Here is a 21,182-nt window from a genome sequence, read left to right as displayed (position 1 = left end):
TCCTAAGCTTTTTTCCCCAGCCCGTTTGGTAATTTGTATGCTCTACTCACCTTATATCTTTCGATAGTACTTCTTGTATTTGTGAGAGAGGAGCTATTCCTTTTGTTATAATCTGCTTGGACGAACTGAAAAAGTGCAGTGATGTTTTTCTGTTGTTTTACCAAGGTCATTGTCCAATTAGAGGGAGGGATATTTAGCAAGTTAGCTAAATCGTCTCCCATCAGAAAGCGCATAAAGCTCACATGGTATCCTTTGGGGAAAGAGATGGGTAATTTGCCAAAATTATTGAGCAGGGCTTTGGTAAGCCCTGTCCCTTCTGCTGAGGGTGCAAAATTCCGGTCGGTTATTCCTTTTTCCAACCAAAAAAACTGCTTGGCATTTTTTGGGATCAATTCTTCTTCAATACCCATCATAGAGCCTATTACGTTCCACAGGTGCAAATAAGCCTCTGCATCTTCGGCAGATACGCCTTTCCCCATCTTTCTCAACCCCCTCAGTATAATAAGTGAAAAGGCTAGGTTTGTTCCTGCCATATCCTCTTGGTTTACAGGGATTCCCCATTCTTTACTTTTCCAATCAGGCTTTTGAAGTACATGGAAGCGAATGGCGGCGTGCAGTAGCCTTACTTTTTGGATGCTCCTTATTCCAAACCCATCAGGTTCAAATGCATTTTTATCCAATACATCAAAAATGAACTGGGCAGTCTCTAGTAACCGTTGGAAAGTATCGCTTTTGGTTCGTTCGGAGAGCCAAAGCACTTTTGCTCCGTTGGCAGCTGCATAGCAGTAAGGGAGGGAATAGTAGCCCAGTAACGACATAATTTCTTGGGCATTGGTGGCAAATACACCTGCACCTTTTTTCATTTTTACAGGATCAGCCCAGCTCGGGAGTTCTTTCGTATTTTCAAAAAAATCAGATATAAAAGAAGGGAATTCATTTGGTAGGGGCTCATTGTTTCTAGATACGCTGGCAATAAAACCTCGTAGCGTAGCCCCAGCTTGTACCTCCGAATAAATCTGACTTATTAGCTCGTCAGCAAGGGGGTCGCCTTTCGTTCTGTACGGTTGGAGAAATTCACTCGTGTATTTCATGGTTTGAGGTATAAAAAATAAAACTTGAAGAGATATTTTGCCTCTCCAAGTTTTATGGTCTTAGTTCATAGATAGAGGAAGGATTACCTTGTCAATCACATGTATTACGCCATTTGATGCTTTGATATCAGCACTTACAACTTTGGCACCGTTGATTTTAGCACCTGATGATAAATCTACGGTGACCGTTTCTCCTTGTACCGTAGCTGCTTCTTGTCCATCTTTCAGGCCGGTAGACATCACCTTTGCAGGTACTATGTGATAGGTTAGGATAGAAATCAATGTTTGCTTGTTTTCTGGCTTCAATAAGCTTTCCAATGTGCCAGCAGGAAGTGCGGCAAATGCTTCATTAGTAGGGGCAAATACGGTAAAGGGATCATCACCGCTGAGAGTTTCCACCAAGCCTGCAGCTTTTACTGCAGCTACCAAAGTTGATAAAGATTCAGAGCCCACCGCAAGCTCAACAATGTTTTTTTTCTGAGCGTAAGAGGTAAAGCTCATAGTACAAGCAAGTACAAATCCTATTACTAATTTTAGACTAGTTTTCATTGAATTATTTTGTTAGGTTAAATATACGCACCTAAGGAAGGGAGTAACTTTTTTGTTTAAACCTAACTTGCTTTTTTTGTATTAAAAGCATATAAAGATATGATTGTCAATTATTTGTAGTTTATTGTTTTTTGGAAGATGAAGATAGATATACATTGAGACAAGTATTGTTACCTTGTAAATGATAACTTTTCATACTTTATTTATCCTAGTCTCACCAAGCTATTCCTTCTTCTTTCCAGCACCAACGGGAATGTTCATTTTCAGGAATAAGGAGTTGTTTTTTGAGTCGGGAATGTTTTTCATGACATTTACCAGTCCATAATAGTATTTTACACCGAAAGTCATCCCCTTCCCCTTCATAAGCTGATACCCAAAACCAGCGGCAAAACCTGCATCTAGCATGGTAACATCATCTTTGTTGAAAACTTCAACCTTAGATTTCATATCAGCGTTAGACTGGTTGAACTCAACCCAAGATTTGTATTGCCACCCCAACTGAGGACCTCCTTCAATATAGAAATGGTTTTTTAGCTTATATTTTGCAAAAATAGGAATGACAAAAGACTGGAGAACTTGGCTATAGTCTCCTTCCTCTTGAAATTTATCTATTTTGAGAATGGCAAGGTCGGCATCGCTGAGTTTAGCCGCTCCCAGTTTAGATTTCACCAACACTCCTGTATATAAAAACAATTGCTCTTTAAGGCGGATATCGAAGTAAAAGCCAAGGTTAAAAGTCCTCAGTTTTTTATTGGATTCAAACCCCGAGTTACCCGACCAGTTGAATCCACCCTCCAGCCCAAATTCCAAGTTTGGCGAGTTGAGCTTATCTCCCAAAAGTAATGATATGAGTACTTGTGAATGCAGATTAAAACTGATAAACATCAACAGAAAGAGAGGTATACACTTTTTCATAGTATGGTTTTTACTTGTACGAAATAAATATAGAGCTTTTCCTGAGTTCAAGAAAAATTGATATGGGGAAGTTAGTCAGTGGAATCTCCTTTAGAGCATGTTTAAATTTTATCTATTTCGCTGCAAATGCACATATCGAGAACCTCACTGCGAAATAAAATTTTTCACTGGGCCGACACTCGGTAGCGCTGCTATTACAAAATTTTCTTCCTTCGCGAGAACCTCAATCTGAGCATTTTCGCTTGAAAACCTAAATTTTAAACATGCTCTTAGTAATTTTAAAAAGACTGTTTTTCATATGGAAATGAATTTTCCAAGAACTAGAAAATTTTCAGGCCGTGGTCCTGGCAAGATTTTGAACAGTCTTGGTTTTCAATCTGTTGGTGAAGTTTTTTAAAATTAAATTATTGTTTCCTCAATATAAATGGCTTGGTTTTCAGTCAATAAGAATTCTTGTGCTTTTATTGAATGGATAATACTGTTTAAAAAAGGAATAAGACTTAACAATTAATTGATTAGTGCAAGATTGTTTAACAGGTCTTAATTGTTGTTTTTTGTGGCGAATATTTTTTTAAACAAACTCATACCCATATTAAAACTCCGTCTGAAATATCACTTAAAAAGTTGGTTAAAGGGTTGCAGAAGGGAGATGTCTCTGCATTTGAACATTTATATGACTTATATAGAGATAAACTATACGGATTTTCATTGAAACTACTCGCATCCGAAGAGTTGAGCAAGGATGTAGTTCAAGAAACATTTATAAAACTTTGGGAGAACCGCCAGAAAATAGATGAAACAAAATCTTTAAGTTCTTATCTGTTTACCATCTCCAAAAACTTGATCAAAGATCATCAAAACAGCTATAGTAAAGCTTATGAATTATCTTCGAGCTTGCCTAGCAATGATTCTTCTTTCTCTGTTGAGGTGCTGGATGATTTGAATTTCAATGAAATAAAAAAGATGGAGGCAAAGGTTGTCAATGACCTGACTCCCCAGCAGAAAGAAGTCTATATATTAAGTCGTCACAAGCACCTTTCGCACCAAGAAATTGCTGACAATATGGGGATTTCTGTGAATTCAGTAAAGACTCATCTCCGTTTGGCTCTAAAAACATTGAGGGTACACATTTCACCTATCACCGATTTCCTTCTTATAATTATCACAATATTAATTACACATTAATTAGCTGTTATATTCAATTTCTTTACTCACCCCTTGGCCTTTGTTCTCAGTATTAGGGTAAAAATAATTTAGTGAATAAGGTCAGAAGAAAAGAGTTCTTAAAAAAGAAGCTGCAGCAAAGTGCGTGTAGCGAGGAAGAGCTCAAGGAGTTATATTTCTTGCTTGATAAGTATGGTTCTCCAGAAGAGTTGGAGAAGATACTCGAGCAAGAATGGGAAATGGAAAGCCAACACAAATTGGATAGGCAGGAAGCGGTTTTTATTTTATCACAGATAAAGGGAAAGCTACCCATTGCTACCAAAAGAGTAAGTTTTAGTTATCAACAAATTTCTCGGATGGCAGCGGCATTTCTGCTGTTGGGCATTTTTACTTGGGCATATGTGAATTTTCTAACCCAGAAAAACTTGCCCAAAGAAGTACATTATGTTACTAAATCAACAAAGAAAGGGCAAAGGATAAGCTTTAAGCTACCCGACGGATCATTGGTCAATTTGAATACGGAAAGCTCGGTTAGGTATCCCGAGCAGTTTTCAGACGATGCAAGAAAAGTAGTTTTGCAGGGCGAGGCATTTTTTAATGTTTCGAAAAATCCAAACAAACCTTTTGTTGTAGAATCAAATGGGCTGTTCACAACCGTGTTGGGCACTTCTTTCAATATAAGGGCTTTTCCTGCCCAGCAAGTAGAAGTAACGGTAGCAACAGGGAAAGTGAAGGTGGCACCAACGGTCAGTAGAATTGATGTTCCGTTAGATTCGCTCCTTGACAAAGAAACTTTATTAATGCCAAACCAACAGGCAAGTTTCAATCCCAATGACCGCTCCATAGCAGTCACAGATGTAGAGCTTACTCCCTATTTAGCGTGGAAAAGCAATACTTTATATTTTGATATGGTGCCTTTTGCCACGGTAATAAAAACGCTAGAGAGATGGTACGATATTGAAATCACTTTTGAAAACGAACTGGCAAACCAGTGCATGGTACGTGCAAATTATACGAACGAAAATTTGGTGAACGTACTTGAGGGGCTAAAACTGTTGGTGAACTTTGAATATAAGTTTACAGAGAAAAAAAATATATCCATAAGAGGAAGAAGTTGTAAAGAATAAAATAAAGCTTTTAACAAAAAATAGAATGCTTATGAGTTAAAAAGACGATACGAATTAGCTTTAATTTCCTACAAGGTGGGAGATTAAAAAAAAGTCCAGAACTGTTGGCGCAGCCCTGGACAAAATCTTCCGCCCAAGAGTTCAGGCTTGGGCAAAAAAACGATTCAAAACTAAATCATTATAAAATTATGAAATTTCACTTACAAAACCTACTACTGGTTGTGTCAAGGCAATTAATCTATATTTCCGTTATTCAAGTGATCGCTATCCAGTTTTTGTTAGCGAATCCGTCGTCAAGCCAAAGCCTTGAAGAAATCCATATCTCAATTGATATAAGTAAGGCTAAATTATCGAATGTATTGCATGAGATAGAAGAAAAAACTGACCTTCAGTTTGCTTATAACCCGAAGGTAAACCAAAGTTCTGAGCTGATAAATATTAGAGTTAAAAATGGTAGTTTAAGGGATGTTTTGGAAAAAATAGCCAAGCAAACGGCATTTGATTTCAAGCGTATCAATAACAATATCTATGTGATAGAAAGGGAGGGTAGCAAAAAGCAAAAACCTTCTATAGAAGAGTATCAAGAAAATGTGACTATTACAGGAAAGGTGATCGATTCAGAGACAAACGATCCGCTTCCAGGGGCTTCTATCATTGTAGTAGGTACTACCCTAGGTACTGTTTCTAACTTGGATGGAGAGTTCAAGTTGACATTTCCGGCAATTCACAAGGAAGTTTCTGTTTCTTTCACCGGATTTGAACCGAAAATTATCAATATTGAAAACAAAAGCACTATTGAGGTAGCTCTAAAACAAGATGTGGCTCAACTGGAGGAACTCGTCATTATGGGCTATAGCACACAGAAAAAGCGTGATGTAACAGGCTCTGTTGCTACTGTCAATACGGAGGAAATAAGTTCGATTCCTACTTCAAGTGTTGATAAAATGCTAGATGGTCGTATGGCTGGTGTTCAGGTACTTACAGATAATGCACCTGGAGGTAATGTTACGGTAAGGGTAAGAGGGTACGGTACTATCAACAATAACGACCCGCTGTATATTATAGATGGTATTCCAGTATCAAACGGTATGAATAGTATAAACCCAGCGGATATTGAAACTATTCAGGTGTTGAAAGATGCTGCTGCGGCATCTATTTATGGATCAAGAGCTGCCAACGGAGTAGTTGTAATCACAACGAAACAAGGGAGCAGTGATGAAAGCGTGATTGAGTTAAATGCTTATGCAGGTGTTCAAAAAGCATTTAACTTACCAAAAATGCTTTCGGCTCAAGGGTATGGCGATATGCTATGGCAAGCGACCAAGAATGATGGTGGCACTCCTGCAAGTGATATTTATGGAAACGATCCAAACCAAGCAGTTATCCCAGCTTTTTTAGATGATGATCAAACTATACCAAGTGCTGATGTAGATTGGGTACAAGAAATATTTAACCCGGCAACAGTTCAGTCTTACAACCTCTCGGTTTCTAAGGGAAATGAAACGGGAAGACATGCTTTTAGTTTGGGTTATTTTAATCAAGAAGGAATCGTTAAACACACTGGTTTTGACAGAATTACTGCCCGCTTTAATTCAAGCTACAAGATAAAGGACCTGATAAATATAGGTGAAAACTTTTCAGGCACATTTTCACGCACAACAGATGTTGGGGTCAACTCTTCATTAGGGAGTATCATTTATAATGCATTCCAATTTCCTTCCATTGTACCTGTAAGAGACATTAATGGAAATTACGGAGGCAACCCCATTAACGATATAAGCAACCCATTGGGGCAATTAGATCGAGGTAAGGACAATGTGGACAAAAGAATCAGGCTATTAGGAAATGTTTTTGCCGGCATTGAACTAGGTGACTTGGAACTAAAAACAAATCTAGGTATCGATTTCAATAGCAATAATTACAGGAACTTCTCTCCGGTATACGATGAAATATTATCGGCAAATGCTATAAACAGCTTGAGTACCGGCAACTCTTTTAACTACCAGTTAACTTGGTCAAATACGTTGGCTTATCAGAAAGAACTTGGCGAGCATAGTTTTGATGTATTGTTAGGTCAAGAATCAATTGAGTTTTATGCTGAAAGTTTTTCAGCTTCAAGGCAAAGCTTTTTGTACGAAGACCCAAATTTCTGGTACCTATCTAACGGTACAGATAACCAATTAAACTCTGGTGGTGCTAGCGACTGGTCTTTATTATCATTCTTTGGTAAAGTGAACTATAGTTTGCTTGACCGATATTTGTTCTCTGCCACTTTGAGAAGAGACGGTACTTCTCGATTGAGTGAAAACAACTGGGGAACATTCCCTGCATTTTCTGCTGGTTGGATCATCAGTGACGAGTCCTTCTTTAATGTAGCCCCTGTGAATTCTTTAAAACTTCGCGCGAGCTGGGGTAAGGCTGGTAACCAACAAGTCCCATCTTACTCTACGTTGTTTAGCTACCAAAACAATGCGACGTATTCAAATTATGCTATTGATGGTGCACAGGAGTCTGTATATACTGGATTGGTACAGACCAGAGTTGCAAATCCTAATTTGAAATGGGAAGTGACAACCCAAACAAGTATTGGTTTGGATTTAGGTCTCTTTGACAACAAACTAGATGTCACTGCAGAATACTTTAGCAAAGTTACCGACGACATTCTTGTTTATTCACCTATTCCGCTAACCTATGGGGGGACAAGTGATGGAACGTGGATCAATGGTGGTCAAATGAAAAACAGTGGGCTAGAGCTGACTGTGAACTACAAAGGTCATTCAAACGAGTTCAACTATAACCTAGGGTTCAACCTCACCGCTTATAAGAATGAGTTAACAGAATTGGATGGTGTTTCTTACCTAGGTATCCCAAGCTCTTCTTTGCACGGAGTAAACTTTGGTCAAGAAATATCTAGGTCAACCATTGGCCAGCCAATTGGCTCTTTCTATGGATATGAAGAAGCAGGGATTTTTAAAACCCAAGCTGAAATAGATGCCCACGGAATCCAGCCAAATGCCCAACCTGGCGATCTCAGGTTCAATGATGTAGATAATGATGGGGACCTGGACAGCGACGACCGTACTTTTATAGGTTCACCTCATCCTGATGTGATATTAGGTGTCAACATGAACTTTTATTACAAAGGGTTCGATTTGGCAATGTTGTTTAACGGGTCTTTTGGAAGTGACATCTATAACCTTACTAAATATAAGACAGAGTTTTTCAACCAAGCAGCTTATAACAAAAGTGAGTCGACTCTTGATGCCTGGACTCCTGAAAACCCTGATTCTAGTATCCCTCGTTTGAGTTTGGATGATCCTAACAACAATATTAGGGTATCTTCTTATTATGTAGAAGATGGTTCTTATTTCAAACTGTATAATTTACAACTAGGCTATACATTCCCGACGGAAAAGCTTGGTGGACTTGATGTAAGAGTATTTGGCCAGGCTACCAACTTATTTACCATAACTGGTTACGATGGAATGTCCCCAGAGCTTGGTCTTCAGAACTATTCTTCAAGCAATAGAAACCTTGATATCGGTATAGACCGTGGTATTTACCCTCCATCAAGAACCTTCACATTAGGTTTGAATGCTTCATTCTAATAGTAGTGACTATTCTGAAGATCAGTTTTTTATTGTAAAAATTTCAAATCGAACAGAAAAATGAAAAATACATTCATATATATATTTCTAACAACAGCATTTTTATTTACGGCTTCTTGTTCAGATACTTTTTTGGACGAAACACCTTATGGTGAAATTGATCCTGATAATATGACAGATCCTGAAAATGTAGAAGGAGCTATCGTAGCGGCATACAGTGTGCTTAATGGACAATTTGATGGGGCAAGTAGTGCTTTTAACTCACCTGCATCCAACTGGAGTTTTGGCGATGTAATGTCAGATGATAGCTACAAAGGCGGTGGAGGTACCGGTGACCAAAACCAAATCCATCAAATGGAAATATTCAACATCAACCCGACCATTACGGATATTCAACGTAAGTGGGGCGCTCTCTACGAAGGTGTAAAAAGAACAAATGTAGCGATTCAGCTATTGGAACAGTCAAGTGATTTTGATGCGAGTTTAAAGTCTGTGAGAATGGGTGAATTACATTTTTTGAGAGGACATTACTATTTTGAGCTTAAGAGGATTTATAATCAGATCCCTTACATAGATGAGTCGGCAGTATTAATTGAAGATTATTATGCATCAAACACTGAATATTCTTCTGATGAACTATGGGGCAAGATAGAAGAGAATTTCCAAACTGCATATGATAACCTTCCGCTAGAGCAAGAAGAAGTTGGTCGCCCAAACAAAATGACGGCAAAATCTTACTTGGCAAAATGTTATGTATATCAGCAAAAATGGAGTGATGCATTAGCTGCTACTAATGAAGTGATAGAAAGTAATAAGTACGCGTTGCTCCCTGATTTTAGAGATGTGTTTCTTCCTGAAAATGATAATAGTTTGGAGATTATCTTTGCGGTTCAACATTCTGTAAATGATGGGGGAACAAGTAATTATAATGGTAGTATCGGTGATAGGTTATCGGCACCAGGGGGACCTTTTTATTCCCAATATGGATTCCACCGTCCTTCTCAAAACTTGATAAATGCTTATAAAACAGGTGTGGATGGTTTGCCTGTAAACGATAATGTAGACCTTACAGATATAGATATGGTGGATCCTAGGTTGGATCATACTGTGGGAAGGCCAGAAATTCCTTACTTAGATTTGGGTGTTATATACGAATCAAGTTGGGCTAGAGATCTTGCTACTTACGGTCCTTATGGTCCTAAAAAAAGGATCGTTTCTGTAAATTCAGATTATCAAGTTAAAAGTTGGCCATATGTAAGTGCGCTCAATTATTACATCATCCGCTATGCCGATTTGCTTTTATGGAAAGCTGAGGCTCAAGTAGCTTTGGGCGATTTGGAAGGAGCTAGAGCAGTTGTAAACGAAGTGCGCGAACGTGCGAAAAATAGCCAATACGTAATGACTTTAGATGGCTCAGCACCAGCAGATGATTACAATATTGAGCTATATACCGAGGCTTGGACTGATGCAGATGCAGCTCTTGAAGCGGTTCGTTTAGAAAGAAGGTTAGAGCTGGCTATGGAAGGGCATCGTTTTTTCGATCTTGTAAGATGGGGTGTAGCGGCTGAAACGATAAATGAGTATATAGAAGTTGAAAAAACAAAAAGGTCGCATCTTACCAATGCTCAATTCACAGAAGGAGTGAACGAATATTTCCCAATCCCTCAGACATATATTGACGTAGTGGGAGATGACAAAGTGACTCAGAGATCGGGTTATTGATAAATGAGTGAAGTTGTATTTCGACATTAGCTTTTCTATTTATCTGTCAGGCAAACTTGCCTGGCAGATTCTTTTTCTATGTCTAATTTCTCATTAATCCTCTCTCTATAAAGTTTTCCATGAAACTGATTTATATACTAAATAGATCAAGCGCTTTTCTATTGGGTTTACTATTGCACGCTTGTAATACTGCACAGTTTACCGCAGAAGAAGCAATTTCTTTTCCTGAAAGTATCAAGATCAACCAGATACAAGTGTTGGGAACTCACAACAGCTATGCCTTGCCACTTGATACCGCCGTTTCAAATTATATTGACCCAATTTTCGAACAGTTGATGGGGCAATATTTTGAGAAAATGCCTGAAGACCAAAGGGAAAAATTTGAAGAATACCATCCTAATAAGGTGAAAATGAGTGAAGGGCTTTCCTACGATCATCCTGATTTTAATGAGCAACTGGATTCGGGGCTACGTTCTTTTGAAATTGATGTCTATTACGATCCAACTGGCAACCGATTCAGCAAGCCTGCTATTTATTCTACTTTGAGGACAATGGGTAAGACTGACCTCTTGCCATACGATAGCGTGGGGTTGGAAAAGCCTGGTTTTAAGGTGCTTCATATTCCAGATATAGATTTCCGTACTCATTATACCACTTTTGAGCAAGCGCTAACCGCATTAAAAAACTGGTCAGAAAAGCACCCTAGCCATGTTCCTATTTTTATCATGATAGAGGCGAAGGACAAAGGAAAACCTATCTTCCCTAATTCTGCGGAAGTGTTGCCTTATACGGCGGAGGTGTTTGACGAGCTCGATAAGCTTGTATTCTCTGTTTTAGGAAAGGAAAAGGTGATTACTCCCGACGTGGTTAGAGGTAAATACCCTACACTAGAAGAAGGAGTACTGGCGCATAACTGGCCTAGGCTGTCAGAATCTCTCGGAAAGTTTGTATTCATGCTTTTGCCTTCTACTGCAGGTATGTCATTAAACAGCCCTTATGTAGAAAATCGTCCCAACTTAGAAGGCAGGGCTATGTTTGTACAATCGGAACCAGGGCAAGACCATGCTGCTTTTTTATTGTTGGACAACTCTATTCTTAGGAAGGAAGAGATTAGGGCTTTTGTGGAAAAAGGGTACTTAGTTCGTACTCGCTCCGATATCGAAACCTATGAGGCAAAGGTGAATGATATGACCCGTGCAAATGCTGCTTTTGAAAGTGGTGCGCAAGTCATTTCTACCGATTTCTTCAAGCCGGGCAATAATTATGGGACGGATTATTTCGTCCAGTTGCCCAATAAAAAACCTGTAAGGGTCAATCCAGTAAATGGGAACTTAAAGTAAGCTTCAAACCCTAAATTATTTACATCATCGATATGAAAAAAAATATTCTTCTATGTATCACCTTTTGGTTGTGCGTACATATGAGCTGGGGGCAATCCATTGCTTCTAGCAATACTGGCTACCGAAAAGTAAAGTCAGCCTCTTTGGTGCAAGACAAGAATTTTTATTTGCTAACCCTTTTCCAAAAGATTCCTGAGGTAAAAGAGTTATTGGCTAGTGATAAAAATTTAACAAAACTGAAGGACACGAAGCTTCAGGCAATTCGAAAAGCTGTAGAAACTTGCTCAAGAGACCGCGCTTGTGTAGTGGATTCTTTTGTGTGGTCAGAGAGCGAGATTGCTGAGGCAAGCAAGAGTTTAGAAAAGTTGCTTGAAAATAATGGGGCAATGGCAAGCTTGATCAGCCAACACATCCGCCCATCTATGGCTTACCAGTTATATGATTCACTTTCTGATGCCGAGCTTTTGAAAAAGGCATGGGAGGTTTGCGCCGAAGGGATGAACCATTCTATAAAAGTATATGGAAACGGCGACAAAGCTATTTATCCTAACATCGATTCGGTAGTGTATGATGTAAACAGTAGAAGTTATATCTATACTATCCACACATGGGCAAGTGATATTTTGGTACAAGCAGAAAAAAGCTCTTTGTTTTTCGGGGGAAGCCTTGATTTTACCAATTCGCTCTTATACCTCAACCATAAAGACGAAGCTGCACGCTATGAACCTATGGAAGGCCTCGGAAACCAAGCAGCGGTGGATTATATCCCTTCTGTTTCTTGGGGAGAGTACCCGTATGCTTCTATCTTGGTTCTTGGTGCTGGTTCAGAGATTTATGGGGTTTCGCTTACTCCTTTGGGCAAGTTCAACCTTAGGGTTGCAGCCCGTCAGTTTAAAGAAGGAAAGGCGCCTCTTATCATTGTTTCTGGAGGGCATGTTCACCCTTACCGCACTCCTTCTTGCGAAGCCATTGAAATGAAAAAGGAGTTGATGGAGAAATATGGAATTGCTGAAAAGCATATCATTATTGAACCACATGCGAGACACACAACTACTAATGTGCGCAATGCTTCCCGCTTGCTATTTAAGTACGGAGTGCCTACTGATAAGCCCAACCTAGTCACTACTAATTTTAGACATAGCGATTACGTGAGTTCGCAAAATTTCTATGATAGGAATATGAAAGAACTAGGGTATATGCCGTGCAAATTATTGGAAAGGATCTCTCCAACTACCATAGAATGGCTACCTAGTATCGACTCGTTTCAGCAAAATCCACTAGAACCTTTAGATCCATAGACATCATGCGACTATTATTGTTATTCACATTATTATTTATCGCTTCTTGTTCTCAGCAGAAACAAGGAGCTCAACCTGTAACAAATGCGGCGGAACCAATAAAGTTGGTAAATGCATTCTTAGGTACTTCGGGTGATCATGGGCAAATGTCTCCTGCTGCTTCTTATCCTTTTAGCATGCTGAGTATAGGTCCGCATACATATCCTTCAACACATACTGGGTATGAGTACTATGCAAAAGAGTTTTTGGGATTTTCGCACAACCGTTTTGAAGGAGTGGGTTGCCAAGGAAGTGGTGGTAATATTCTGGTAAAACCTTTTTTAGGTAACAACTGGGAGACATCAAAACTGATGAAGACAGGAGACAGTGCTTCTCCCGGATACTACAGCGTAGCTTTTACCAACCAACTCTCTGCTGAGTTTACCGTGACGGGCAACTATGGAATGCATCGTTATACATTTCCCGAAGGGGAAAAAGGACTGTATTTTGACCTAGGGCACTCTATTGTGAACAGGTTCAGGAACGAATCGCACCATATAGAAGGAAATTCTTTGAGCGGATGGATTGAAGCACGAACCACCTGTGGGGATGGCCAATACAAGATTTATTATTACTTAGAGGTAAGCCAACCTGTAGAATGGACAGAACTAGCTGATCATCAGCTGAAAGCTCTGCTCAGCCCAGATCAAAAAGAGGTAGAAATCCATATTGCACTTTCTTCGGTAAATGTAGAGTATGCAAAAAATGCAGTCAAGCAATATACTTTCCAGCAAATGAAAGCGGAAAGTGAATTAGCATGGAGCAAGTTACTCGGGCATATTGAAGTAAAAGGTGACCAAGAGCGTAAAGGGCTTTTCTACTCATTTTTGTACCGTGCCATCCAATCTCCTTATGTGATTACTGAGGAAGATGGGCATTACCGCACCATTGATGGTTCTGTGAGACAATCAACAACGCCTAAGTATAATGGTTGGGCAATTTGGGATAATTACCGTACACAGTTTCCGTTGCTTTCTTTGGTTTATCCTGAACGCTTCCAACATATTGCTGCTTCTATCGCCAATCTCTACCCTTATGGGAAAAAAGATTTCGCCACGGAAAACGAACCTTCTCCTACGGTGAGGACGGAGCATGCCATTGTGGTGCTGTTAGATGCCTTTAGAAAAGGAGTGGAGTTGGATTTTGAGAAAATTGCAGATTCACTTGTAAGCGAGGTTGAAAAGTTGCCTTATAATCACCCTGAAGAAGCCCTAGAAGCATCTTACGATGAATGGGCACTTTCTCAGATCCTTGATTCTTTGGGCAGGAAAGAACAAAGCAAGAAATTCTTGGACAAGGCTTTGAGCTACAAATCTTATTGGATAAAGGATTTTAAAGACCTTTCTAAAAATGATGTGGACCGAATGGGGGCAAGGGGGATGTACCAAGGCACTGTTTGGCAGTATCGTTGGTTTGTTCCATTTGACCAAACAGGGTTAGTGGAATTGACTGGTGGTGAAGAAGAGTTTATTAGCCAGCTAGATAAGTTTTTTGAGGGAGATTTTTACAACCATGCCAACCAACCAGATTTGCAAACTACTGGAATGTACCAAGGTACTTCCCAGCCTTGGAAGTCACAGGCAATTATCCACAAAATAGCTGTAGATACTGTTGTACAGCACTATTTTAATAACAACAGTCGAGGAACAGGTTCTTTTGTTGGACGGATTTATAAGAATGATCCGGCAACTTATCTTCGTACAATGGACGACGATGCGGGAACTATGTCGAGCTGGTATGTGTGGGCAAGTTGCGGATTGTTCCCCGCTTGCATAGGTGAGCCTGTGTATTACCTTCATGCTCCTTTATTGGAAGAGGTTAAGTTTAACTGGGAAAATGGGAAAAGCTTTTTGATCAAGGTCAAAAACTATAATCCGGCACATGCTTATATCCAAAAAGCCACTTTCAATGGGGAGCCTTTGGAACGGAACTGGCTCACCCACCAAGAAATACTGGAGGGAGGGGAATTGGAAATCACCACAGCTTCCGAACCAAATATTTCTTGGGGAATCCAAAACCAATGGGTTTCAGGGAAGAACTTATTAGCTGAAGGTCAATAAGAAAATACTTGAAACCATACAGTGTCACCCATTTGATAGTATTGAATGGGTGGCTTTTTTATGTCTTTTGCAAAAGGGGCAAACTGCATTGGGAAACCATGAAAAACAAAAAACAGCCTTCTTGCGGGAAAAAGACTGTTTTTGTACAAAAATAGGTTTTGTGTTTCTTGCCTTGTGGTCCCGGCAAGAATCGAACTTGCATCTAGAGTTTAGGAAACTCCTATTCTATCCATTGAACTACGGGACCTTTCTGTATTTCGGTGTGCAAAATTATGTTTTTCTTGTTGATTTTCAAAAAATATGTCTAACCTCTGCCGATTTATCTTCTTTTTTTTGCTCTGACGCTTTTACTTGCTTTTTTTACACCTTCAACTTCCTGAACATATGCTGAAAGATATTTTTGATAACATACTGAGTTTTTCAGACCGCCATGAAAATTTGTTGCTAATCATAGGGATTATCATAGCGGCTTTTGTGCTGGCTAAGGTCTTGAGAATTTTCCTCGACCGTTTTTTTGAGAAGTCTTCAGCTCTCATAAGGGTGGAGGCAACCAAATACCGTTTCCTCAAAAATGCGGTTACGTTTATCATATTTATTGCCGCTTCCTTTACGGTGATCTACCTCATTCCAGCATTCAAGCACCTTGCCCTCAGTCTTTTTGCAGGTGCGGGTATTTTTGCCGCTTTCTTGGGCTTTGCCTCACAGCAGGCCTTTTCCAATATCGTGAGCGGTATTTTTATCGTCATCTTCAAGCCTTTTAGGGTAGGTGATTTTATAAAGATAGGAGCCGATATATTAGGGCAAGTGGAAGATATCACACTCAGACATACGGTGATAAATGGGCTGGAAAATCGCCGGATTATTATCCCGAACTCGTCCATAAGTTCCGATACGATCGTGAATTCTTCCATTACCGATGAAAAAATCTGCCGCTTTGTAGAAATGGATATCAGCTACGATTCGGATGTGGACAAGGCCATGAAAATAATGGAGGAAGAAGCACTGGCTCATCCCAGTTGCCTCGATAACCGCAGCGAGGAAGATAAGAAAGAAGGCGCTCCCCAGGTGATTATCCGCCTTACCCAATTTATGGATTCTGCTGTAAGGCTTCGGGCTTATGTGTGGGCCAAAGATACTCCCTCTGCTTTTATTATGAATTGTGACCTAAATTATAGCATCAAGAAAAGGTTTGATGCCGAAGGGATCGAAATTCCATTTCCCCATCGCACGCTTGTTTTCAAGAATGGCGGTGAGGAACAATTGAAGCCTAAAAAAGGCTGATTTCCCATCCATAGTTCAAATTCACGATTATGAATTTACTCAAAGTTACTCTTATCATGCTGGCTTTTTTCTCTTGCCAATCCCACCAGTTGGATAAAGAAAAAGTAAAAGAAGAGGTAGCTCAAATGTTTGATGAGTATCATGCGGCTATCAAAAAAGAGGGACTTAAGGGAGAATTCTATTTTTTAGATTCGAGCAGTGATTTTTTTTGGGTGCCCCCAGGCTCTGCTACTGCCATGAATTATGATTCGGTAAGAAGGATTTTGGAAACTAATGCTTTATTATATCAAGCTGGAAGGTGCTTGAGGTTTTCCCTCTTACCAATGAAATAGCCAACTATTCTGGTACGGTAAGGGGGCGTATGGTAGATAAAAGTGGTGTAGAAACCAATGTAACTATTATAGAATCGGGGACGGTGATCAAACGAGAAGATGGCTGGAAGTTGCTTAGTGGGCAGTCAGCTGTTTCCCCCGAATAAGGGTAAAAAACATTTCTAACTCAATATAAAACGCCTTGTTTTTTGAATTTCCTCATCATTTCGTGTAAATTCAATATAATTACTATAACTTCTGTATTGCTCCAACATATTACTAATTACCAGCATTTGCTAACCAAATAGGGTACTAAACTCCGCATACTTCCTCCTCGTTTGTTTTTAATTAAAATGAGGGCAGATAACCTGTGCATTTTTGGTTGCAAACTATCGATTCAACCTGTTTTTAACGCTGACTAAAATTGCGCTTAGCCACATTAATCTATATAACCCTTCTATTTTTTTTAGGGGAGGGGTACGCCCAATCTCAAACAATTCGACTGCAAGAGATTGGGATAGAACAAGGAATGCCAGATGATTTTATCCAAAAAATCATCCAAGATAGCTATGGATATATGTGGGTGGGCACTCAAAATGGGTTGGTAAAATACGATGGTTATGAGATGGAAGTCTTCCAAATTCCGGTGATAGATGAAAGCCGTCTCGATAAAGCACATACAGCTGTGATAAGCGTGTTGGAAGAAGCAGAAAACGGAGATATTTGGATAGGGACTATCCATGGGGAACTTGCACGTTTTGACCGGAAAAATAACCGTTTGGTGCCTTTCAGTTGGAAGCCTTTACAAAAAAACTCGTCAGAAAGTGAACCCGATAATGAGAACCCGAAGCTTACTTCTGCATTTGCCGATAGTGTAATGCGGACTGGGCAAGTCCAAACGCTCTTGCCAGATTCGGATGGAAATATCTGGCTGGGAATGGGGAATAAATCTGGTTTTTTTAAAGTAGAGCCGGATGCTTCTACATTCCATCAAAAGGCAGGGGAGATTAAAGATGTAACATGGTTTACCCACGAAAATGATAGGATTGAGTACAGAGGAAGGGTTTTTCATCTGTTTGAAGGAAGCGGTGGTGTGCTATGGGCATTGGGTGATTATGGTTTGTTCCGTTTTCATGAAGAGAGTATGGGGGGAAAGGTTTACCAACCAGTTCCGGATACTGCTTTCAACTATGTAAATTATTTAATAGAAGGAGCGGATTGGGTGAAGGATAGCACCATTTTTACTGGTTCGTTCGATGGAGGCTTACAGATTTTTGATATCCAGACAGAGACCTTCAGTTCCTATACCTATGGAGATAGCCTAATAGAAAATAGCTTGATGAAAAAGCCAGTCCACAACTGCTTAGAAGTATATTTTCACCAAAAAAACACGAACAAACTTTGGGTTTCAGCTTTGTTCTTGGATCTGCAGCCCCAGAAGTTTTGGAAGTTCTTGACCTTTGACTTGCGCACCAAGATGTTTGAGCCTGTGGAGGTTAGGCTAGCGTCGAATAAGCCAAACCTGATGGACTGGAACTGGATAAATTCGATTTGCCAAGATCGCTCGGGGAATTTGTGGGTTGGTGGCTCGGGGGGGCTGTACAAAATGGCTATTCAAAATAGTTCGTTTAGCCTGAAGAGGCATAACCCCGCTATTAAAAATGGCTTGAGTAGCGATAATGTGAGCGTGATTTTTTCGGATGAAAAGGAAAATGTGTTTTTTTCTACAGAAAAAGGAATTGATAGGTTTGATCCTGAAAGTGGGATTTATACTAATTATAGATATCCATATCGTATTCATAATGCCAAAAACGAAAGCACTGCTCTTACGAACCATAATTATGTGTGGGATATGGCTTTTGGGAAGGATGGGTATGTGTGGTTGGCGGCGGACCATGGTTTGGAAAAATTCAACCCCTCGGACGGATCTTTTATACAGATTGACGGCTTGCACGACAAGGTGGATGCCTTGGAAAAGTGCGATGCGGTGGCAACGGATAAAAAGGGGAATTTGTGGATTAGTTTTTCGGGAAGGCTTACTTATTGGGAGCCCGAAACTGGTGTGATAAAGCATTACCGATATCCGGGCTATCAAGAAAGAAGAAGCTTCAGTGAGGTGATCACTTCTATAGTGGTAGATGATTTTAATACGGTATGGTTGGGAAGTGAGGGGAACACATTTTATTCTTTCAACCCTGATGAAATTCCCGAAACCGAAATGGCGACCGATGATCTTTTTGAGAAATATGAAATTACGGGTGGGAAGCCGAAGTTTGTAGATAGCCAAGGAAATTTGTGGGCAAGAACGTATGCTTCGGGCGTGGTTCGGATCAATACCAAAACGAAGGAAGTTGAGCAGTTTACCACCGAAGATGGACTTGCACACAACAAAACGTATGGGATATTGGAAGACAACAAGGGCTGTATATGGATTGGGACTTTCCACGGGCTTTCTTGCTTCGATCCTCAAACAGAAACCTTCCAAAACTACTTTCAGTCCGACGGATTGCCTATTAACTCGATAACGGGGAAAAATCCTTATAAAAGCAAAAACGGGGAGCTGTTTTTTTCTTCTTTCAAAGGAGTTCTGAGCTTTCATCCCGACGAAATAATTCAGAGCCCCATCACGCCCCAAGTGGTTTTTACAAGCTTTAAAGTGTTTGGAGAAGAGCTGGAAGTGGGTGGAGATTCACCGCTTTCCCAACATATTTCTCTTACCGAAGAAGTTCAGTTAGAACATTGGCAAAACGACCTTTCTATAAAGTTTTCAGCCCTTCATTTTAATAGCCCAGAGAAAAACCACTACAAAGTTTTTTTGGAAAAAAATGACCGCGACTGGCGTGAACTAGGTACGGAAAGGACAGCCATCTACACAAATATTTCCCCAGGGGAATATGTGTTTAGGGTAAAAGCTTCGAATAATGATGGCGTTTGGAATGAGGAAGGGATTTCGCTACGAATAAACATCGCTCCGCCTTGGTGGGCTACTTGGTCGGCGTACACAAGCTATTTCCTGATTTTTGCAACTGTATTAGTGCTTATTTATAGGTTTCAGATCAAGAGAAGGTTACAAGTAGCGGACATGAACCGCTTGAAAGAACTCAATGATTTTAAGGCGAGGTTTTATACCAATATCACTCATGAGTTCCGCACGCCACTGACCGTAATTTTAGGGCTGACCGATAATTTGGTGCATAGCTCGGCAAGCAACCTGTTAGACGCCAGCAACATGATCCGCAGAAATGCCCGGGCTTTGCTCAATCTGGTAAATCAACTGCTTGCCCTTTCTAAAATAGAGGCAGGCTCCATGGCTCTCCAGTTCCAGCAAGGCGACGTGGTTGCTTTTGTCAAATATACCGTGGAGCCTTTTCAAGCTTTGACAGAGAAAAAAAAGATTTCGATATCGGTAGACTCAGAAGTGAAGAAGTTGGTAATGGATTATGATCCTGAAAAACTCAATCAGGTGATATCTAATTTGCTATCCAATGCAGTGAAATTTACCCAAAAAGGAGGGGTGACAGTGCGGGTCGCAAAGGAGGAAGCTTGGGGAAATGAGTATTTTTTATTGAGCGTGAAAGACTCGGGAATTGGAATTACCGAAGATAAGCTCCAGCATATTTTTGATTTGTTCTACCAAGCCGATGATGCTACTACTCGGGAACATGAGGGCAGCGGGGTCGGGCTTGCGCTTGCCAAAGATTTGATACGGTTGATGGGAGGGGAAATATCAGTTGAGTCAGTTCCAAATGAAGGAACGGAATTCAGTATTTTACTTCCTATTACCAACGAAGCCAAAATGATGTCACCTAAGGAACAGTACAGCACAAGCAACTGGACAGTGACGGATGTGCTGGCCGAAGTGGACGAGATAGAGGAGGCAGAAGTTGGGGAGCCAGAAGAGCGGAATGTTGCTTTGGTGGTGGAAGATAATCCCGATTTGAGGGCTTATTTGAAAACATGTTTGGGTGATACGTATCAGGTCAGGCTTGCCACCAATGGGGTAGAGGGGGTTGAAAAAGCGCTACATTTTATTCCAGATGTGATTGTTTGTGACATCATGATGCCAAAGCTGGATGGACTAGCACTGTGTAAACGACTGAAACAAGATGAAAAAACCAGCCATATTCCCATAGTGTTCCTAACAGCAAAAGCTACAGTCGGAGACCGGATAAATGGCTTGAATTTGGGGGCTGATGCGTACCTCACAAAGCCTTTCCACAAGGAAGAGCTGCTGGTGACCGTTAGCCGATGTGTAGCTATAAGGCGGCAGTTGCGTACCCGCTATGCCCAGCTTGGTCCTTTTCCAAGTACCGACGACCTACCTACTAAAGTGACGGATAATTTCCTCATCAAACTCAATAAGGTGATAGATGGAAACTTGGAAAACCCTGATTTCGATATTACTTTCCTGACCGAAGAAATGGCGATGAGTCGTACCCAGCTTCATAGGAAAATCACTTCGATAACAGGGAAAAATACTTCGGGCTATATCCGTTTCCATCGCCTAGAAAAGGCTAGGAAAATGCTGGAAACTACAGATCTCACTCTAGCTGAAATATCTTTTAAGGTAGGTTTCAACGAACCAAGCTATTTTAGTCGGGCTTATTTGAAAGAATACAATATTCAACCTTCTGAAGTGAGGAAGCAGTCAAAAAGTGGAAGGTAGGAATGAGTTGA

14 protein-coding genes and 1 tRNA gene are annotated in these 21,182 nt (G+C 40.3%); 11 read left to right on the top strand and 4 right to left on the bottom strand.

Annotated elements, in window-relative coordinates:
- Positions 1 to 2: 2 nt before the first annotated feature.
- The 3 genes from R9C00_22260 to R9C00_22250 form a co-directional block, all read right to left on the bottom strand.
- Positions 3 to 1,091 (bottom strand): oxygenase MpaB family protein, encoded by a 1,089-nt coding sequence (locus tag R9C00_22260; GenBank protein ID WPO34427.1) that lies wholly within the window; start codon positions 1,089 to 1,091, stop codon positions 3 to 5.
- Positions 1,092 to 1,151: 60 nt separating this feature from the next.
- The gene (locus R9C00_22255; GenBank protein ID WPO38787.1) at positions 1,152 to 1,592 is read right to left on the bottom strand and encodes a fasciclin domain-containing protein; all 441 of its coding nucleotides are present in this window, start codon (positions 1,590 to 1,592) and stop codon (positions 1,152 to 1,154) included.
- Between the two features lie 270 nt (positions 1,593 to 1,862).
- Positions 1,863 to 2,555 carry a porin family protein gene (locus tag R9C00_22250; GenBank protein WPO34426.1) on the bottom strand — a complete coding sequence of 231 codons (693 nt, stop codon included), beginning with the start codon at positions 2,553 to 2,555 and terminating at the stop codon, positions 1,863 to 1,865.
- A 624-nt stretch (positions 2,556 to 3,179) separates the two neighbouring features.
- Between R9C00_22250 and R9C00_22245 the strand changes: the two genes are divergently transcribed.
- The 7 genes from R9C00_22245 to R9C00_22215 all read left to right on the top strand — a co-directional run bounded on the left by R9C00_22245 (position 3,180) and on the right by R9C00_22215 (position 14,913).
- On the top strand, positions 3,180 to 3,740 hold the full coding sequence (locus tag R9C00_22245) for an RNA polymerase sigma-70 factor (GenBank protein WPO34425.1): 561 nt from the start codon (positions 3,180 to 3,182) through the stop codon (positions 3,738 to 3,740).
- A gap of 71 nt (positions 3,741 to 3,811) precedes the next feature.
- Entirely contained in the window at positions 3,812 to 4,846 is a 1,035-nt protein-coding gene (locus tag R9C00_22240; protein ID WPO34424.1) for a FecR domain-containing protein, read from the top strand.
- Positions 4,847 to 5,034: 188 nt separating this feature from the next.
- A complete protein-coding gene (locus tag R9C00_22235; protein WPO34423.1) occupies positions 5,035 to 8,454 on the top strand; it encodes a TonB-dependent receptor in 3,420 nt (1,139 codons plus the stop codon).
- A 60-nt stretch (positions 8,455 to 8,514) separates the two neighbouring features.
- Positions 8,515 to 10,176 carry a RagB/SusD family nutrient uptake outer membrane protein gene (locus R9C00_22230; GenBank protein WPO34422.1) on the top strand — a complete coding sequence of 554 codons (1,662 nt, stop codon included), beginning with the start codon at positions 8,515 to 8,517 and terminating at the stop codon, positions 10,174 to 10,176.
- A gap of 119 nt (positions 10,177 to 10,295) precedes the next feature.
- Positions 10,296 to 11,516: a Ca2+-dependent phosphoinositide-specific phospholipase C gene (locus tag R9C00_22225; protein ID WPO34421.1), complete on the top strand. Its 1,221-nt coding sequence runs from the start codon at positions 10,296 to 10,298 to the stop codon at positions 11,514 to 11,516.
- Positions 11,517 to 11,548: 32 nt separating this feature from the next.
- Positions 11,549 to 12,814 carry a YdcF family protein gene (locus R9C00_22220; GenBank protein ID WPO34420.1) on the top strand — a complete coding sequence of 422 codons (1,266 nt, stop codon included), beginning with the start codon at positions 11,549 to 11,551 and terminating at the stop codon, positions 12,812 to 12,814.
- Between the two features lie 5 nt (positions 12,815 to 12,819).
- A complete protein-coding gene (locus tag R9C00_22215) occupies positions 12,820 to 14,913 on the top strand; it encodes a glycoside hydrolase family 92 protein (GenBank protein WPO34419.1) in 2,094 nt (697 codons plus the stop codon).
- Positions 14,914 to 15,088: 175 nt separating this feature from the next.
- Here the strand turns inward: R9C00_22215 and R9C00_22210 are convergent.
- A tRNA-Arg gene (locus R9C00_22210) sits at positions 15,089 to 15,160 on the bottom strand.
- 137 nt (positions 15,161 to 15,297) lie between these two features.
- Between R9C00_22210 and R9C00_22205 the strand changes: the two genes are divergently transcribed.
- From R9C00_22205 to R9C00_22190, 4 genes are all read left to right on the top strand, one after another.
- Entirely contained in the window at positions 15,298 to 16,194 is an 897-nt protein-coding gene (locus R9C00_22205; GenBank protein WPO34418.1) for a mechanosensitive ion channel family protein, read from the top strand.
- A gap of 29 nt (positions 16,195 to 16,223) precedes the next feature.
- Entirely contained in the window at positions 16,224 to 16,526 is a 303-nt protein-coding gene (locus R9C00_22200) for a hypothetical protein (protein WPO34417.1), read from the top strand.
- Complete coding sequence (locus R9C00_22195) at positions 16,493 to 16,672, top strand: hypothetical protein (GenBank protein WPO34416.1); 180 nt, start codon at positions 16,493 to 16,495, stop codon at positions 16,670 to 16,672. The genes R9C00_22200 and R9C00_22195 overlap by 34 nt, the downstream gene beginning before the upstream one ends.
- A gap of 362 nt (positions 16,673 to 17,034) precedes the next feature.
- A complete protein-coding gene (locus R9C00_22190; protein ID WPO34415.1) occupies positions 17,035 to 21,171 on the top strand; it encodes an ATP-binding protein in 4,137 nt (1,378 codons plus the stop codon).
- Positions 21,172 to 21,182: the final 11 nt, after the last annotated feature.

The organism is Flammeovirgaceae bacterium SG7u.111 (genome assembly GCA_034044135.1).
GTDB lineage: Bacteria > Bacteroidota > Bacteroidia > Cytophagales > Flammeovirgaceae.
The sequence above is the reverse complement of the archived record's forward strand: the minus strand, read 5'-3'. Positions and strand labels throughout refer to the sequence as shown.

Excerpts from the sequence above, each read along its gene's own strand:
- R9C00_22230 (WPO34422.1), top strand. The coding sequence starts at position 8,515 with ATGAAAAATACATTCATATATATATTTCTAACAACAGCATTTTTATTT.
- R9C00_22190 (WPO34415.1), top strand. The coding sequence starts at position 17,035 with ATGCCAGATGATTTTATCCAAAAAATCATCCAAGATAGCTATGGATAT.
- R9C00_22225 (WPO34421.1), top strand. The coding sequence starts at position 10,296 with ATGAAACTGATTTATATACTAAATAGATCAAGCGCTTTTCTATTGGGT.
- R9C00_22250 (WPO34426.1), bottom strand. The coding sequence starts at position 2,555 with ATGAAAAAGTGTATACCTCTCTTTCTGTTGATGTTTATCAGTTTTAAT.
- R9C00_22255 (WPO38787.1), bottom strand. The coding sequence starts at position 1,592 with ATGAGCTTTACCTCTTACGCTCAGAAAAAAAACATTGTTGAGCTTGCG.
- R9C00_22220 (WPO34420.1), top strand. The coding sequence starts at position 11,549 with ATGAAAAAAAATATTCTTCTATGTATCACCTTTTGGTTGTGCGTACAT.
- R9C00_22215 (WPO34419.1), top strand. The coding sequence starts at position 12,820 with ATGCGACTATTATTGTTATTCACATTATTATTTATCGCTTCTTGTTCT.
- R9C00_22235 (WPO34423.1), top strand. The coding sequence starts at position 5,035 with ATGAAATTTCACTTACAAAACCTACTACTGGTTGTGTCAAGGCAATTA.
- R9C00_22200 (WPO34417.1), top strand. The coding sequence starts at position 16,224 with ATGAATTTACTCAAAGTTACTCTTATCATGCTGGCTTTTTTCTCTTGC.
- R9C00_22205 (WPO34418.1), top strand. The coding sequence starts at position 15,298 with ATGCTGAAAGATATTTTTGATAACATACTGAGTTTTTCAGACCGCCAT.
- R9C00_22260 (WPO34427.1), bottom strand. The coding sequence starts at position 1,091 with ATGAAATACACGAGTGAATTTCTCCAACCGTACAGAACGAAAGGCGAC.